This window comes from Polaribacter sp. (assembly GCF_024639685.1).
Classification (GTDB): domain Bacteria; phylum Bacteroidota; class Bacteroidia; order Flavobacteriales; family Flavobacteriaceae; genus Polaribacter.
The window spans coordinates 26,295-43,652 of record NZ_JAHEHX010000021.1 but is presented as its reverse complement, the minus strand read 5'-3'; the positions used below and the strand labels follow the sequence as shown (position 1 = coordinate 43,652).

General features: G+C 29.6%; 15 protein-coding genes. 13 read left to right on the top strand and 2 right to left on the bottom strand.

What is annotated here, in order from left to right; genetic code table 11:
• Window positions 1–119: 119 nt before the first annotated feature.
• Window positions 120–1,886, top strand: coding sequence for an ABC transporter ATP-binding protein (locus tag Q0L44_RS09655; protein WP_296637925.1), 1,767 nt, complete (start codon window positions 120–122; stop codon window positions 1,884–1,886).
• Window positions 1,887–1,905: 19 nt separating this feature from the next.
• Window positions 1,906–2,682 (top strand): DUF6503 family protein, encoded by a 777-nt coding sequence (locus Q0L44_RS09650; RefSeq protein ID WP_296637924.1) that lies wholly within the window; start codon window positions 1,906–1,908, stop codon window positions 2,680–2,682.
• A gap of 14 nt (window positions 2,683–2,696) precedes the next feature.
• Here Q0L44_RS09650 and Q0L44_RS09645 read toward each other — a convergent pair whose 3' ends face one another.
• Both Q0L44_RS09645 and Q0L44_RS09640 read right to left on the bottom strand, forming a co-directional pair.
• On the bottom strand, window positions 2,697–3,251 hold the full coding sequence (locus Q0L44_RS09645; RefSeq protein ID WP_296637922.1) for an NUDIX domain-containing protein: 555 nt from the start codon (window positions 3,249–3,251) through the stop codon (window positions 2,697–2,699).
• Window positions 3,252–3,307: 56 nt separating this feature from the next.
• On the bottom strand, window positions 3,308–4,396 hold the full coding sequence (locus tag Q0L44_RS09640; protein ID WP_296637920.1) for a M42 family metallopeptidase: 1,089 nt from the start codon (window positions 4,394–4,396) through the stop codon (window positions 3,308–3,310).
• Window positions 4,397–4,526: 130 nt separating this feature from the next.
• Here Q0L44_RS09640 and Q0L44_RS09635 point away from each other — a divergent pair, with 130 nt between their 5' ends.
• From Q0L44_RS09635 to Q0L44_RS09585, 11 genes are all read left to right on the top strand, one after another.
• Window positions 4,527–4,940, top strand: coding sequence for a hypothetical protein (locus Q0L44_RS09635; RefSeq protein ID WP_296637919.1), 414 nt, complete (start codon window positions 4,527–4,529; stop codon window positions 4,938–4,940).
• 10 nt (window positions 4,941–4,950) lie between these two features.
• The gene (locus Q0L44_RS09630) at window positions 4,951–5,838 is read left to right on the top strand and encodes an ABC transporter ATP-binding protein (RefSeq protein ID WP_296637917.1); all 888 of its coding nucleotides are present in this window, start codon (window positions 4,951–4,953) and stop codon (window positions 5,836–5,838) included.
• Between the two features lie 107 nt (window positions 5,839–5,945).
• Window positions 5,946–9,596: a M1 family aminopeptidase gene (locus Q0L44_RS09625; RefSeq protein WP_296637915.1), complete on the top strand. Its 3,651-nt coding sequence runs from the start codon at window positions 5,946–5,948 to the stop codon at window positions 9,594–9,596.
• 59 nt (window positions 9,597–9,655) lie between these two features.
• Window positions 9,656–10,162, top strand: a complete 507-nt coding sequence (locus Q0L44_RS09620) for a hypothetical protein (RefSeq protein WP_296637914.1) — start codon at window positions 9,656–9,658, stop codon at window positions 10,160–10,162.
• A 101-nt stretch (window positions 10,163–10,263) separates the two neighbouring features.
• Window positions 10,264–11,139 (top strand): 4-hydroxy-tetrahydrodipicolinate synthase, encoded by an 876-nt coding sequence (dapA, locus tag Q0L44_RS09615; RefSeq protein ID WP_296637912.1) that lies wholly within the window; start codon window positions 10,264–10,266, stop codon window positions 11,137–11,139.
• A 193-nt stretch (window positions 11,140–11,332) separates the two neighbouring features.
• Window positions 11,333–12,184, top strand: a complete 852-nt coding sequence (gene bamD, locus Q0L44_RS09610) for an outer membrane protein assembly factor BamD (RefSeq protein ID WP_296637910.1) — start codon at window positions 11,333–11,335, stop codon at window positions 12,182–12,184.
• 17 nt (window positions 12,185–12,201) lie between these two features.
• On the top strand, window positions 12,202–12,522 hold the full coding sequence (locus Q0L44_RS09605; RefSeq protein WP_296637909.1) for a DNA-directed RNA polymerase subunit omega: 321 nt from the start codon (window positions 12,202–12,204) through the stop codon (window positions 12,520–12,522).
• A gap of 3 nt (window positions 12,523–12,525) precedes the next feature.
• Window positions 12,526–13,737, top strand: coding sequence for a bifunctional phosphopantothenoylcysteine decarboxylase/phosphopantothenate--cysteine ligase CoaBC (gene coaBC, locus Q0L44_RS09600; RefSeq protein WP_296637907.1), 1,212 nt, complete (start codon window positions 12,526–12,528; stop codon window positions 13,735–13,737).
• Window positions 13,730–14,620 carry a DUF4835 family protein gene (locus Q0L44_RS09595; RefSeq protein WP_296637905.1) on the top strand — a complete coding sequence of 297 codons (891 nt, stop codon included), beginning with the start codon at window positions 13,730–13,732 and terminating at the stop codon, window positions 14,618–14,620. Before coaBC ends, Q0L44_RS09595 begins: the two co-directional genes overlap by 8 nt.
• Before the next feature lie 60 nt (window positions 14,621–14,680).
• Window positions 14,681–16,333, top strand: a complete 1,653-nt coding sequence (gene recN, locus Q0L44_RS09590; RefSeq protein ID WP_296637904.1) for a DNA repair protein RecN — start codon at window positions 14,681–14,683, stop codon at window positions 16,331–16,333.
• 52 nt (window positions 16,334–16,385) lie between these two features.
• Window positions 16,386–17,201: an SDR family oxidoreductase gene (locus Q0L44_RS09585; protein ID WP_015482375.1), complete on the top strand. Its 816-nt coding sequence runs from the start codon at window positions 16,386–16,388 to the stop codon at window positions 17,199–17,201.
• The last annotated feature ends 157 nt before the right edge of the window (window positions 17,202–17,358 follow it).

The following is a 17,358-nucleotide window of genomic DNA, read 5'->3' as shown; positions in this document are numbered from 1 at the left end:
TTATTTTTAAATTCTTCTTAGACATCATAGCTTTTTATCTACGGGGTCTTTTAATTTAGACTAAATTTGCAACTATGTCAGATTTCTTTTTTTGGCATGTAAATTGACCTATATAAAATATGCAGCATTTTAAAGAATCATCAAAAGGAAAACGAAAGCCAAAAGTAACCTTAAAACAAGCTTTTAAAACTATTATTTGGCCAAGAAGAAACCTAGTTTTTGTTGGTCTAATTTTAATAGTTATTAGAAGTTTATCTGGTTTTGTTTTACCCTTACAAAGTAAAGTGTTGTTAGATGAGGTTGTACCTAATAAGGATTACAGTCAATTATACTCTTTGATAGCTATTGTTATAGGTGCTATTTCTGTACAAGCTATTACCTCTTTTTTACTGACCAAAGTATTAAGTATACAAGCACAATATTTAATTTCAGAATTAAGAGCAGAGGTGCAAAGAAAGGTATTAACCTTACCTATTAGTTTTTTCGATAACACCAAATCTGGAGCTTTAGTTTCTAGAATTATGACTGATGTTGAAGGAGTTAGAAACTTAATTGGAACAGGTTTAGTGCAATTAATTGGAGGTTCTTTTACAGCAATTGTAACGCTGGTTATTTTGATTAACATGAATGTTTGGATGACGCTTTTTACCTTTGTTCCATTATCTATATTTGGATTAATTGCTTTAAAATCATTTAAATACATTCGTCCTATTTTTAGGGCAAGAGGTAAAATAAACGCAGAGGTAAATGGACGTTTAACGGAAACTTTAGGTGGAATTCGAGTTATTAAGGCTTTTAATGCAGAAGAACAAGAAAGTGAAATCTTCGAAAAAGGTGTTGCAGATATTTTTATCAATGTTAAAAAAAGCATGACAGCAACTGCAATAATGACAAGTTCTTCAACTTTTTTAATTGGCTTAGCAACAACCGGAGTTATGGGAATTGGTGGTTATTATATGATAGAAGAAACCTTAACATTTGGAGATTTTATTCAGTTTACATTTCTATTAGCCTTTATGGTGGCTCCAATTGTACAGATGAGTAATATTGGTAGTCAACTTACAGAAGCATTAGCAGGTTTAGATAGAACTGAAGAATTAATGAATATGGCTGCTGAAGAAGATGATGCAAGCAGAACTATAGAATTAGATAAAGTTGATGGTGAAATTAATTTTGATGATGTTTCTTTTTCCTATGAAGCTGGTAAACAAGTGCTACATAATATTAATTTTCAAGTTCCTGCAGGTTCTGTAACTGCTTTAGTGGGTAGTTCTGGTTCTGGTAAATCTACAATAGCAGGCTTATCAGCAACATTTTTAAATCCGAAATCTGGTAAAATAACTATAGATAATCAAAATATGTCTAAAGTAAAACTGTCTAGTTATCGTAAAAATTTAGGAGTTGTTTTACAAGACGAATTTCTATTTGAAGGTACAATAAGAGAAAATATTCTTTTTCCAAGACCAGATGCAACTGATAAAGAATTGCAAAATGCTGTGAATGCAGCTTATGTAAACGAATTCACAGACAGGTTTGATGACGGTTTAGATACATTAATAGGAGAAAGAGGTGTAAAATTATCTGGAGGACAAAGACAACGTTTGGCAATTGCAAGAGCCATTCTAGCAGATCCCAGAATTCTAATTTTAGATGAAGCAACATCAAGTTTAGATACAGAAAGTGAGGCATTGATTCAGAAAAGTTTATCTGAATTAATAAAGAACAGAACAACAATAGTTATTGCTCATAGATTGAGTACAATTAAAAAAGCCGATCAAATTTTAGTAATAGAATCTGGTAAAATTGTAGAAAGAGGTACACATGATGAGTTGATTGAGGCAAAAGGCAGGTATTTTGATTTGTATACCTATCAATCAAAAATTTAAATATTCAAAAAACCAATTAATGAAAAAAATAGCAATTGTATTTATTTTAGCAATTACCATAGTTTCTTGTAAGAAACAGTTTAAAAAAGAAACTGAGGATAAAAATAAAACAGAGATTAAATCTGAAGTAAACAAAAACATTCCAAAAGAACTAGCTAAAGTTTTTAAAACTCATGGAGGTTTAGCAACTTGGAATAGTTTGCAGGTTTTATCATTTAATAAAGGAGAAGAAGCGCATACAGCAGATTTAAAATCGAGAAAAACAGTCGTAAATTCTCCCAAATATTCATTAGGTTTTAATGGTAGTGAAGTTTGGTTAGATGAAGAGAATGAAGGTGATTACAAAGGGAATCCTGAATTTTACTATAACTTATATTTTTACTTTTATGCAATGCCATTTGTGTTAGCAGATGATGGTATTATTTATGAAAAAGCAGATTCAATTTCTTTTGAAGGTATAGAATACCCTGGTTTTAAAATTTCTTATAAAGCAAATATTGGTACTTCTCCAGATGACAATTACATTGTGTATTACAATCCAAAAAACTTTCAAATGGAATGGTTAGCGTACACAGTTACTTTTAATTCTAAAGAACCAAGCAATAGGTATAATTTAATTAAATACAGTAAGTGGGAAAATGTAAATGACTTAATTTTACCAAAAGAAATTACTTGGTACAATAAAGATGATAAAGGTATGCCAACAGAACCATCAAGGCCTTCAAAAGAATTTACATTGCCTTTAGCAAGTAAAGCTAAATTAGCAGATTCATTTTTTGAGAAGCCTAAAAAGTAATTTTAATAATACTATTATTTTGTTTTGTTTTTTAAATATTCTAGAATCTTGTTGTAAACATCAACATAATAATCATGGAATCTGGATAGCAATACGTTTTCGAGGTTTTTTGTTGATTTTAAAACAGATAAATCGAATAATTTAATATCAGCTACTTCTTCCTCTTGAATTTTTAATTCAGAAACTGGCGCTTTTAATTCAGCTATAAACACATGATGATGTTCATTGTCTTGAATGCCATTTGCATGTGAAACTTGATGAATTCTTGTTCCTATTTTAACCAAATCAGACTTTTTAATTTCTAAGCCAATTTCTTCTAAGATTTCTCTTTTTGCTGAAGCTAAAATTGTTTCACCAGCAGCAATATGTCCAGCAACAGAAATATCCCATAAACCAGGAAATACCTTTTTGGTTAGTGACCTTTTTTGAAGCAATATTTTTTTATTTAATGTAAAGAGCCAAATGTGCACAGTTGCATGAAACCAACCATGTTTATGAGCATCAGATTTTAAGGCAATTTTTCCTGTTAGTTGTCCTTCAGAAGTTAGTATGTCTATATACTCGTCCATTATTTTTATAATAGAACCTCACAGATGTTTAAAATCTGTGAGGTTTTTTTTATTCTTTATTCAAAATAAGAGAAAGTATCTCCGTCTTTAATTTGTAATAATGCTTCGTAAATCATTTTAATTACATTTTCTACATCACTTCTATGAACCATTTCTACAGTGGTATGCATGTATCTTAAAGGTAAAGAAATTAGAGCAGATGCAACACCTCCATTACTATAAGCAAATGCATCTGTATCTGTACCTGTTGATCTAGAAAGTGCAGATTTTTGAAAAGGTATTTCTTTAGCCTCTGCTGTACCTATGATTAAGTCTCTTAATTTTTGTTGTACAGCAGGTGCGTATGCTATAACAGGACCTTTTCCTAATTCTAAATGACCCGCTTTTTTCATGTCTATCATTGGTGTTGTTGTGTCATGAGTTACGTCAGTAACTATGGCTACATTAGGCTTTATTGTTTGCGTAATCATTTCTGCACCTCGCAGACCTATTTCTTCTTGCACAGAATTGGTAATATAGAGTCCAAATGGTAATTTTATGTTATTTTCTTTTAACAATCTACCTACTTCAGCAATCATAAAACCACCCATTCTGTTATCTAAAGCTCTACAGACAAACTTATCACCATTTAAAATATGAAATTCATCTGGGTATGTAATTACACAACCAACATGAATGCCTAATGCTAAGACTTCTTCTTTGTTTGCACAACCAACATCAATGGTAATATTATCTGGTTTTGGAGCTTGTTCATTAGATTTATCTCTAGTATGTATTGCAGGCCATCCAAAAACACCTTTTACAATTCCTTTTTTAGTATGAATATTTACAATTTTACTTGGTGCAATCTGATGATCTGATCCTCCATTTCTTATCACGTAAATTAAACCATTATCTGTAATGTAATTTACATACCAAGAAATTTCATCTGCATGGCCCTCTATAACTACTTTGTATTTTGCATCTGGATTTATAACACCTACAGCAGAACCATAAGTATCTGTAATAAATTCATCTACATAAGGTTTTAGGTAGTTCATCCAAATTTTTTGACCTTCCCATTCATAACCAGTTGGAGATGCATTATTTAAATATTTCTCTAAAAACGTTAGCGATTCTTTATTTAATATTGATTTATCTGACATAATATCTATTCTGTTTTTTGTAAAAATAAAACGTTTTTTCAACTTTTCTTACAATTTAATCTTAAATATCGTAATATTATAGCTGATTAATACACTTATAGTAGAATTATTAAATCAATCAAAAAAAACTATGAAAATTTTAAAAACTACTTTATTTATAAATGTTGTGTTACTGCTTGTAAATTGTACTACGATAGTTGAAGGGACATCAGATTTTCATCCTGATTTTAAAATAGGAAAAACTGGATTTGAAAAAGAGTTGAAAAAACAACTCGATTTTGATGATTTAGCAATTGGAACTTATTTTACAAAGAAAAATAATAGTCTTGAAGAAAGAGGTTTAAACTTAACTTTTGAGTTTGCAGAACAAGAATTGCCTAATAATCAAGAATTGAATAATTATGCTGAATTTATAATCACTAAAGTAAAAGAGTATTTATTAAATTTAGACAATTATGATTATGTAAATACTATCTTCGAAAATGAGAGGGAAGAAGGAAACATTGCAAAATCTTCTAGAATTAAAATTAAAAAAAAACTATAACCAAACTAACATGAAATTAAGCGTACAGAATTTAACGAAAACTTATAAAAACGGAGTAAAAGCAATCGATAATTTAAGTATAGAAATTGGTATAGGTATGTTTGGTCTTTTAGGTCCAAATGGAGCAGGTAAATCTTCTTTAATGAGAACCATTGCAACATTACAAAGTCCTGATTCAGGTAGCATTACTTTTGGTGATGTTAATGTGTTAGAAGATAAAATGTCTTTAAGAAAAGTGTTGGGATATTTACCTCAATCATTTGGTGTGTATCCAAAAATGTCTGCAGAAGATTTACTAGATTATTTTGCAACGTTAAAAGGTGTTGCAAAAAAATCTGATCGTGAAAAATTGGTAAAAGAAGTCTTAAAAATTACAAATTTATATGATGTAAGATATAAACACGTTGCAGGTTATTCTGGAGGTATGAAACAACGTTTTGGAATTGCACAATTGCTTTTAAATAATCCAAAACTAATTATTGTAGATGAACCAACTGCTGGTTTAGATCCTGCAGAAAGACATCGATTTTTAAATGTTTTAAGAGAAGTAGGTACTAATTGTACTGTAATTTTTTCTACACATATTGTAGAAGATGTTAAAGAACTATGTAATGAAATGGCCATTTTAAATGGTGGTAAAATTTTAAAGCATACCACTCCTCAAGAAGCAACTGCAGAATTACAAGGTAAAATTTGGACAAAAATTATTGAGAGAGATGATTTAGAAGCAAATGAAAAAATGTTCTCTATTTTATCATCAAATTATAACCAAGACAATACACTAAATATTAGAGTGCATGCAGAAGAAAAGCCAGCTGAAGAATTTTTTGAAGCAACTCCTCAATTAGATGATGTTTACTTTATTGCATTAAAACAAGATGAACCAGAGTTAGCTTAAAAGGTCCTTAGATTTTTGAATTACAAAAAATGTAATCTAAGAATTTATTTATCTAAATCTTTACGAATTAAGAAATCAAATCATCAAACAATCTAAACATCAAAAAAATGTTTTCTACAATATATAAACAAGAATTAAAATACTGGTTTGGTAGGCCAGCTTTCTATATTTACTTGGCTATTTTTATTTTTTTAGCCTTCTTTTTCTCAGCATCCTCTGCTGGTATTTGGGATTTTATTACTGTAACTACAGGTTCTTCTAGAATTGTTAACTCGCCAATTGGGGTTAATGGCTTATTTAATGGTTTAACTACATTTATTTTTTTCTTATTTCCTTCCATAATTGGTGTTTCTGTATATAGAGATTATAAAAGTGAAATGCATACCATTTTATATTCCTATCCTTTTACAAAGGCAAATTATTTATTTGCAAAATTTTTAAGTGGAATTACTGTAGTTTCTATAATCGTTTTAGGAATTGGTTTAGGAATGATAATCGGTTTTCGTTTTCCAGGTACAAACCCGGATATTGTAGGTCCGTTTAGTCTTTTAACCTACCTAATAACCTATTTGCTTTTTATTTTTCCAAATGTAGTTTTCTTTGGTGCCATCGTTTTTGCAATTGTAACATTCACAAGAAATATAGCAGCTGGTTTTATTACAGTCATTATCTTAATGTTTGCACAAGCTGTAGTTATAAGTAATTTAATGGAGGCTGATTATAAAATGTTGGCTGCAATTTTAGATCCTTTCGGTTCTGCATCAATTTCTTATTATACAGAATATTGGACTATGTCAGAACAAAACAGCATGCAAATTCCTGTAGAATCTATGATTATTTACAATCGTATGTTGTGGTCTTTAATTGCTGCAATTATTTTTGGATTGGTGTATAAAATCTTTTCATTCAGTCAGAATGCAATTTCATTTTCTTTTAGAAAAGTAAAAGGAGAAAGAATTATAAAAAGAAATTACAGTGGAATTACTAAAATTAACTTACCTAAAGTTACGCATGATTATTCTTTAGCTCAAAACTTAAAAGCTACTTGGAGGTTATCGAACATCGATTTTAAATACATCATTAAAAGTTGGCCTTTTATTTCTATAGTTTTAGTAGGTGTTCTTTTAATTGTGGTAGGTTTATTTACAGCGGGTAGTATTTTTGGTACTCAAACTTTACCTGTTACTTGGCAAATGCTAAATGGAGGTGGTGTTTTTGTTTTATCGATAAACATTTGTACATTTTTATATGCTGGTTTATTAGTACAAAGAGCACAAATTGCAAGAGTAAATCATTTGGTTGATGCTACTACAATACCTAATTGGTCTTTATTGTTTTCTAAGTTAATTGCACTATTAAAAATGCAATTGGTGTTGGTAAGTGTAATTATGATTTCTGGAATTATATTTCAGATATACAAAGGCTACTATAACTTTGAAATTGGTCATTATATTTATGAATTGTATGTGTTAGATTTTCTTAACTATATAGTTTGGGCTTTGCTAGCGCTCTTTATTCAAACGTTAATTAGAAACCCATATTTAGGTCTTTTTGCATTATTAATCATAGCAGTTGGTATGCCTTTATTATCTTTTATTGGTTTAGAGCAAGCTATTTTTAAATACAATGAAGGCCCAGGTTTTAGTTATTCAGACATGAATGGTTATGGTTTTTCTTTAGGCCCTTACTTATGGTACAAAACCTATTGGCTTTTAGGAGGTATCACTTTAATTATTGTGGCTTTGTCTTTTTGGGTTCGTGGAATTCCGTTTTCTTTTGCAGAACGTTTTGCTATTGCTAAAAATAGATTAACAGGAAAAATTTCTACAACTTTTATCATATTCTTAGTTGCTTTCTTAGGATTAGGTTTTACCATTTTTAAAGAAAATAATATCGATAAAGAAAGCTTTACTGGTAAAGAAATCGAAAAAAGAAGAGTTGAGTGGGAAAAGAAATATAAAAAATACGAAGATTATAAACAACCAAGAATTATAGCTGTTAAAACTAACGTAGATATTTATCCTAAAGAAAGAACGTTTAAAGCTTCTGCAGTTATGCAAATGGTTAACAAAACAAACCAAGTTATAGATAGCGTTTTTCTTAATCATAATGCAGCCAAAAGTACGTTTGAATTTACAAGATCTAATCAATTGGTTTTAGAAGACACCATACATAACTTTGATATTTATCATTTTGACAGTTCTTTACTTCCTGGAGATACGTTAGCGTTAAAAGTTACAGTAGAAAGTGATAAGAATACCATGTTTAGTCAAAATTCTCCAATTAGAAAAAATGGAACATTTATCAATAACTCAATGTTTCCTAATTTAGGATATTCTGCTGCAGGAGAATTGACAGACAATCAAACTCGTAAAAAATACGATTTACCAAAGAACAATCTACGTCCTCATCCATCAGATTCAACAGCTTTAGGCAATACTTACATTTCTAAAGACTCAGATTGGATCGATTTTGAAGCAACTGTTTCTACTTCAGAAGATCAAATTGCAATAGCTCCTGGATATTTACAGAAAGAATGGGTAGAAGATGGTCGTAAATATTTCCATTATAAAATGGATAGTAAAATTTTAAATTTCTATGCATTCAATTCTGCAAGATATGAAGTGGAAAAAGAAATGTATAAAGGCATTAGTCTAGAAATTTACTATCATAAAGGACATGAATTTAATTTAGATAGAATGATGAAAGGTATGAAAGCTTCATTAGATTATAATTCAGAAAATTTTAGTCCTTATCAACACAAACAAGTCAGAATTATAGAATTTCCAAAAACAGGAGGTACGTTTGCGCAATCATTTCCAAATACAATTCCGTTTTCAGAAAGTATAGGTTTTATAGCAGATGTAGATGATGAAAGTGATGATGGTGTAGATTATCCTTATGCAGTAACTGTGCACGAAGTTGCTCATCAATGGTGGGCACATCAAGTAATTGGTGCAGATGTTTTAGGAGCCACAATGTTGTCTGAAAGTATGTCTGAATATGTTGCTTTAAAAGTGTTAGAAGAGGAGCTAGGTAAATCTAAAATGAGAACTTTTTTAAAAGAATCTTTAGATGGTTATTTACAACAAAGGACCTTTGAAAGTAAACGTGAAAAACCATTAATGTTTAATGATGGTCAAGGTTATATACGTTATCAAAAAGGGTCATTAGTTTTTTATGCTTTAAGTGATTTTATAGGTGATGAAAAATTAAATGGAGCTTTAAAAAGGTATATAGAAAAAGTTAAATTTCAAGAACCACCTTATACTACATCCATAGAAATGGTAGATTTTATCAGAGAGGTTACTCCAGATTCTTTACAATACATCATGAAAGATATGTTCGAAACGATTACACTTTACAAAAATAGAATTTTAGAGGTGGAGGCGAAAGAGTTAGACAATGGAAAATATCAAGTAGATATAGAGTTTGAAGTAGCTAAATACAAGAATGATGAAAAAGGTAAAAAATTCTATGGAGAACTAGTAGGAGACACTTTAATTTATAAAACACCAGACTCAGATAAAGAAATACTTTCTACTCAATTAAACGATTATATTGATATAGGTGTTTTTGCAGAAGAAGAGGTTGATGGAGTGAAAAAGGAAAAAGAAATTTACCTACAAAAGCATAAAATTACTGCGATTAATAATAAAATTTCGATTATTGTAGATCGCAGACCTACAGAGGTTGGTGTAGATCCTTACAATAAATTGATAGATACAAAGTCTGATGATAATCGAAAAAAAATCTAATGTAATACTCGATAGATCACATAAATTTAACGAAGTTTTAAAAAAAACATTCAAAACAATTGAAAAAACAATTTATCAATAAAAATTTTAAAAAATTACTTTTACTAAAAGAAAAAAATAGAGAAGTCAGTAGTGGTTCTATAAAAACAGTTGGTGTTATAACAGAAGATGCTAATTATAGTATTTTAAAAATAAAACAAGAATTAGAAGATGTTTTAGACATCAGTAATGTAAAAATTTATAGTTTCAGACCATATAATAGAAAACAAGAAGTTTCTTATAAGCATTTTACAGAGAAAGATTTCAAGTGGAATGGTAAAATTAAGCAACCTAGTTTTAAAGTTTTCATAGAAGAGCCTTTTGATTTATTAATCGGACTTTTTAATTCAAAAAACATTTATATTGAAAATGCTGTATTGCGCTCTGATGCTAAATTTAAAGCAGGAATTTCTAATGTAAATCAACAGTTGTATGATTTAGAAATTTCCATACCAACTAATACAAATAAGATGTTTTTTCAGGAGTTAAAAAAGTATCTGAAAATCTTAAAAAAACTAAAAAATTAAACTTCAATCTTAAAGTTGTGTATTCTTAATATTCTGCTATAATTATACAATTTCATATTTCTAAATATTGTAATTTTGTGGTATCCAAAAAAATAAAATTAATGCAAAAATTTGTTGGTACAGGTGTAGCTTTAATCACACCCTTTAAAGAAGATTTATCTGTAGATATTGAAGCACTTAAAAAGTTAGTAAACTTTAATATAAAAAATGGTACGAATTATTTAGTAATAAATGGTACAACTGCAGAAAGTGCTACGATTACTAAAGAAGAAAAACAGCAAATTATAGATCTAATTATTAAAGAAAACAATAATAGAGTTCCTTTAGTTTTAGGTGTTGGAGGTAATAATACAGCCGAGGTTGTTAAAGAATTTAAAACTAGAGATTTTACAGGGATAGATGGTATTTTGTCTGTAGCTCCTTATTACAGTAAACCAACTCAAGAAGGTTTCTATAAACATTACAAAGCTTTAGCAGAAGCAACAGAATTACCAATAATTTTATATAATGTTCCTGGTAGAACTGCTAAAAATATGGAGCCTTCAACAATTATAAGATTAGCAAATGACTTTACCAATATTGTAGGTGTAAAAGAAGCTGGTAACATACAGCAACAATACAATAGTTTATTAAAAAACAAGCCAGAGGATTTTTTAATAATTTCTGGAGATGACGATTTAGCATTAGGCGTAGCTTTAGCAGGAGGCTCAGGTGTTATTTCTGTAATAGGACAAGCTTTTCCTCATCAATTTAGTAAAATGATTCAATTAGGTTTAGGAGGTGAAAATAAAGAAGCCTATCAAATTCATTTTAAGTTGATGGATATTATCGACTACATCTTTGAAGAAAACAACCCTGCAGGAATTAAAACTGTATTAAAAGAGTTAGGGATATGTGGTAATGAAGTACGTTTACCATTAGTAAAAGCTAGTAATCAGTTAACAGAAAGGATAGCCAACTACGTAGCTTCCTTTTAATTCTTAACAAACTTTTAGTATCTTTTTATTAATAATTTAAGACTTTTTAATGCATTATTGCATTGTCGATTGTTTCATTGAGTCTTATTTGAATTTAAGATAAAGTCTTAGGGCATAATTAAACAATGACTGAGTTTTATTTTGATAAAAATAAATGCTTTTATTATCCATAATTAATTCATAATTTTGCAGGATGCAAAAAATTAAAAATTTAGCATATTTATTGGCTTTAAGTCTTTTATTATACTCTTGTGGTGAATACCAAAAAGTGTTAAATAAGGGTAGTGTAGAAGAAAAATACAATATGGCCGTAAAAATGTACGAAACTAAAAAGTTTAGCAAGGCATTGCGTTTGTTTGAGAAAATTACACCAGCTTACAGAGGTAAACCACAAATGGAACGAATACAATTTATGGTTGCTCAATCTAATTTTAATGTAAAAACTTACACAACAGCAGGATATTATTTTGACCGTTTTACAAAAAATTACCCAAATAGTTCTAAGTTAGAGGAAGCTGCCTTTTTATCTGCATATAGTTATAAATTAGCTTCACCTGTGTCAAGTAAAGATCCAACAGATACAAAAAAGGCATTGGAAGCTTTCCAGATGTTTATCAATAATTATCCAGATTCCGATAAATTAGAAGAAGCAAATGCTCACTATAAAGAACTGAGATATAAATTGCAAAAAAAATATTTTGATATTGCTAAAGTATATTATACTACTGCAGATTATGATATGAGAAACTATAAAGCTGCAATTCAAGCTTTTGATAATTTGTTATCTGATTATTTAGGTTCAGAATTTAAAGAAGAGGCTTTGTTTTATAGATTGAAAGCAGCACATGATTATGTACTAAAAAGTACAGAAAGAAGAAGACCAGAAAGAATTAAAGATGCTATTGAAGCATATGAAAAATTGGTTAGAAATTATCCTAATTCTAAATTTCTAGAGGATGCTGACAGTATGTTGTCTACTTTACAAAAAGAAGAAATAAGGATTGCAAAAGTTTTAGAAATTATAAAGGAAAAAGAGAAAGTTTAAAAATAATAACTACTATTATGGATTATAAAGATACAAAAGCAGCTTTAAGTACAATTACTTATAATAAAGACGAAATAGAATCGCCAACTGAGAATATCTACGAAGCAATATCTATTATTGCTAAAAGAGCAAATCAAATTAATTCTGATTTAAAGAAAGAATTAGTAGATAAATTAGATGAGTTTGCTACTTATAATGATAGTTTAGAAGAAGTTTTTGAAAATAAAGAGCAAATAGAAGTTTCTAAATTTTACGAGCGTTTACCAAAGCCAACTGCAATTGCTGTAGAAGAATGGTTAAATGACAAAGTATATTACAGAACTCCAGAAGCAGAATAAACCATGTCTGTTTTAAGTGGTAAAAAAATTCTTTTAGGTATTACTGCAGGAATTGCTGCTTATAAAACAGCCAGTTTAGTTCGCTTACTTATAAAATTAGACGCAGATGTTAAAGTTATTATGACACCTGCGTCTAAAGATTTTATAACACCTCTTACACTTTCCACACTTTCTAAAAACCCTGTTAACTCTACTTTTTATGATAAAGAAGATAAAAACGAGGTTTGGAACAATCATGTAGATTTAGGCCTTTGGGCAGATTATTTTTTAATTGCTCCAGCCACTGCAAATACACTATCTAAAATGGCAAACGGTGTTTGCGATAATTTATTATTAGCAACTTACTTATCAGCAAAATGTCCAGTTTATTTTGCTCCTGCAATGGATTTGGATATGTATAAACATCCGTCAACCATAGAAAGTTTATCTAAACTTCAATTCTTTAAAAACATTATGATTCCTGCTACTTCTGGAGAACTAGCTAGTGGTTTAGTAGGCGAAGGCAGAATGGCTGAGCCAGTAGATATTGTTTCATTTATAGAGAAAGATGTACTTTCTAAATTACCATTAAAAGGTAAAAAGGTATTAATCACTGCTGGGCCAACTTACGAAGCAATAGATCCTGTGCGTTTTATTGGTAACCATTCCTCAGGTAAAATGGGGTTTGCAATTGCTAAAACTGCTGCAAATTTAGGAGCAGAAGTGTATTTAATTTCTGGACCAAGTCAACAACAAATTAAACATTCATTAATACGTAGAATTAATGTAGTTGCTGCAGAAGAAATGTATGTAGAAGCACATAAATATTTTAAGGATGTAGATATAGCAATATTATCTGCAGCAGTTGCAGATTATAAACCAAAAAATGTTATAGCTCAGAAAATAAAAAAGAAAGATACTTCGTTAACTATTGAGTTAGCGCCAACAAAAGATATTTTAGCATCTCTTGGAGCTATCAAAAAGCAACAATTTTTAGTAGGTTTTGCTCTAGAGACGAATAACGAAGTAGAAAATGCAAAAAATAAAATAAAGCGTAAAAATTTAGACGCTATTGTTTTAAATTCATTGAGAGATAAAGGTGCGGGTTTTGCAACAGATACAAATAAAATTACTATTATTGATAAAGATTTTAATGAAAATCCGCTCAATTTAAAATCAAAGGATGAGGTTGCTAAAGACATCATTAACGAAATTATATTAAAGCTAGATGCGTAAACTATTAGTACTATTTACTTTGTTATTGTTTGCCAATGGAATTATTTCACAAGAATTAAATTGTTTGGTAAAAATAAATTACGAACAAATTGCAGGTTCTAATAGACAAGTATTTGTAACCTTAGAAAATGCATTATCAGAATTTATCAATAAAACAAAATGGACAGACAGAGTTGTTCAAACGGAGGAAAGGGTAGATTGTGCAATGAACGTTATTATTACCTCTAGAAACGATAATACATTTAATGCAACATTGCAAGTGCAGTCTTCTAGACCTGTTTATGGCTCAAGTTATTTAACACCAATACTTAATATTAAGGATAACGATTTTACATTTCGTTATAATGAGTTCGATCCTTTAAATTACAATAGAAACGCTTTTGATAGTAATTTAATTTCTACCATTGTTTTTTATGTATATACTATTTTAGGAGTAGATGCAGATACCTTCTCAAAATTTGGTGGAGATTTCGAATTAAAAGAAGCACAGAATGTCATGTTACAAGCACAGCAGAGTGGTTTAGCTTCTTGGCAAAATGTAGTTGGTAAACAAAATCGTTATTTGTTGATAGATAATCTACTAGCACCAAAATTAAAAAAGTATAGAGAGGTATTGTATGATTATCATATAAAAGGGATGGATAACTTTGCATCTAACAAAGAATTTGCAAAACAGACTTTAGAAACCAGTGTGCTTTCTATGGAGCAACTGTTTAATAAAACAGTAGGTAACTATTTGATTAGAATTTTTTTTGATGCCAAAGCCAATGAGATTGTAAATATTTATTCAGATGGCCCAAGAACTAAAAATAGTTCTAATGTTAGTACAACCTTAAAAAGAATTTCTCCAAATAATAATGCAAAGTGGAGAAATATTGAGTAATATTTTCTTTTAATTTTCTGATTTTATTTCATTAATTTTAACTTATAAAAATAAGTAGACTTGCTTACACAACTTTCTATAAATAACTACGCTTTAATCAATCAATTAGCCATCGATTTTTCTTCTGGTTTATCTATAATTACAGGAGAAACTGGTGCAGGTAAATCCATTTTATTGGGTGCATTAGGTTTGGTTTTAGGGAATAGAGCAGATTTGTCATCTTTAAAAGATACCTCAAGAAAATGTGTGGTAGAAGCCAAGGTTGCTATAGAGAATTATAACTTAAAAGCTTTTTTTAACGAGTTAGATTTAGACTACGAATCAGAAACAATTATCAGAAGAGAAATATTACCTTCAGGTAAATCGAGAGCTTTTGTGAATGACACTCCTGTTAAGCTTAGTGTTTTGAATGAATTAAGAGTAAAATTGATAGATGTGCATTCACAGCATCAAACTATGCAATTGTCAGATAATAGTTTTCAGTTTACAATTTTAGATGCACTTGAAAAAAACCAAAGCGAATTAGAAAAGTACGGTGTACAATTCAAAAAACTAAATCAGTTAAAAAAGGAATTTCAAAATTTAGAACAAGCTCAAAAAGAGGCTAATCAGAAACACGATTACAATTTACATTTATTCAATGAGTTAGATGAAGCAAATATAAAGGCAGATGAGCAAGAAGAATTAGAAGAAAAGCTAGAAAAGCTTAACAATATAGAAGATATAAAGGTAAATCTTTCAGAATCTTTAGAAATATCGGATAATGAAGAAATTGGTTTACAGAACTTGTTAAATTCTTTAGAGAATAGGCTCTCTAAAATATCTACTTTTTCTAAAGAATACCAAAATCTATCAGAAAGAATCACTTCAATAAAAATTGAGTTCGATGATATTGTTGCAGAATTAGAAAATGCAAATGAAAATGTAGATTTTAATCCTAATGAAATTGAGGAATTAAATGATAGACTTCAATTAATCTATAATTTACATAAAAAGCATTATGTAAATTCTAACCAGGAGCTACTAACTATTCTAGAAGAATTAGAAGACAAAGTTTCTCAGGTAGAAAACGCAGAAGAAACTATCAATAATAAAAAGAAAGAGATTGAAATTGTATCGAATAAATTAGATGCAATTGCCTCAATCATCACAAAAAACAGAACAAAAGCAATACCTAATTTAACCAAAGAATTAGAAACACTTTTAGTAGATTTAGGAATGGAAAATGCTCGTTTTTCTATAAAACTAAAGCCTACAACTTCTTATTTTACAAATGGTAAAGATGAACTTTCGTTTTTATTTTCAGCAAATAAAGGAGGGAACTATGGAGAATTAAAAAAAGTTGCTTCTGGTGGAGAGTTGTCTAGAATAATGCTGTCAGTAAAAAAAGTCTTATCTGCAAATACACAATTACCGACTATTATATTTGATGAAATAGATACAGGTGTTTCAGGAGAAGTTTCTAATAAAATAGCTGCTATTATGCAACAGATGAGTAAAAATATGCAAGTAATTGCAATTACTCATTTGCCACAGATTGCAGCAAAAGGTAATAACCATTACAAAGTATTTAAGAAGGAAATTAAAGGTGTAACTACAACCAACTTAAAACAACTTTCTACAGAAGAAAGAGTGGTAGAAATAGCAGAAATGTTAAGTGGTAAAGACATTTCAGATTCGGCTTTAACACATGCAAAAGAGTTATTAAATTAACTATATTTGTTCCATCAACTAAAAAATAACCAGTAAACGAATATCTAGTATTATGTACAATTTATTAAAAGGAAAAAGAGGAATAATTTTTGGAGCTTTAAATGAGCAGTCAATTGCTTGGAAAGTAGCAGAAAGAGCACATGAAGAAGGTGCAACTTTCGTTTTAACAAATGCACCAATCGCTTTAAGAATGGGTGAATTAAATGCTTTAGCAGAAAAGACAAACTCTCAGGTTATTGGAGCAGATGCAACTTCTATGGATGACCTAAACAATCTTGTAGAAAAATCTATGGAAATTCTAGGAGGTAAAATAGACTTTGTTTTACATTCAATTGGTATGTCTGTAAACGTTCGTAAAGGAAAACACTATACAGATCCAAAATATGATTTCACTACAAAAGGATGGGACATTTCTGCAGTATCTTTTCATAAAGTTATGAATGTGTTATATAACAAAAATGCCATGAGTGAGTGGGGTTCTATTGTTGCTTTAACATATATGGCTGCACAAAGAGTATTTCCAGACTATAATGATATGGCTGATAATAAAGCCTATTTAGAAAGTATTGCACGTAGTTTTGGGTACTTCTTTGGTAGAGATCACAAAGTTCGTGTAAATACAATTTCTCAATCGCCAACACCAACTACTGCAGGTAGTGGAGTTAAAGGATTTGATGGTTTTATAGAATATGCAGAAAAAATGAGTCCATTAGGTAATGCCACAGCATTAGAATGTGCAGACTATACTATTACAATGTTTTCAGATTTAACTAAGAAAGTAACTTTACAGAACTTATTTCATGATGGAGGTTTCTCTAATATGGGTGTAAGTGATCCTGTAATGGATAAATTTGTGGGCGAAGAATAAAAGTACCTGAAGCAATTTTCTACTTTCAATACTTGCATTTTATCAACCCTGAATTTATTTCAGGGGCTTCAAAAGAGTTTAAACAAATTGCTTGTCTTGCGCGAAGTCAAAAAGTTAAATAAGGACTAAACTTCTTTGTCAGCTGTAGTAAAATATT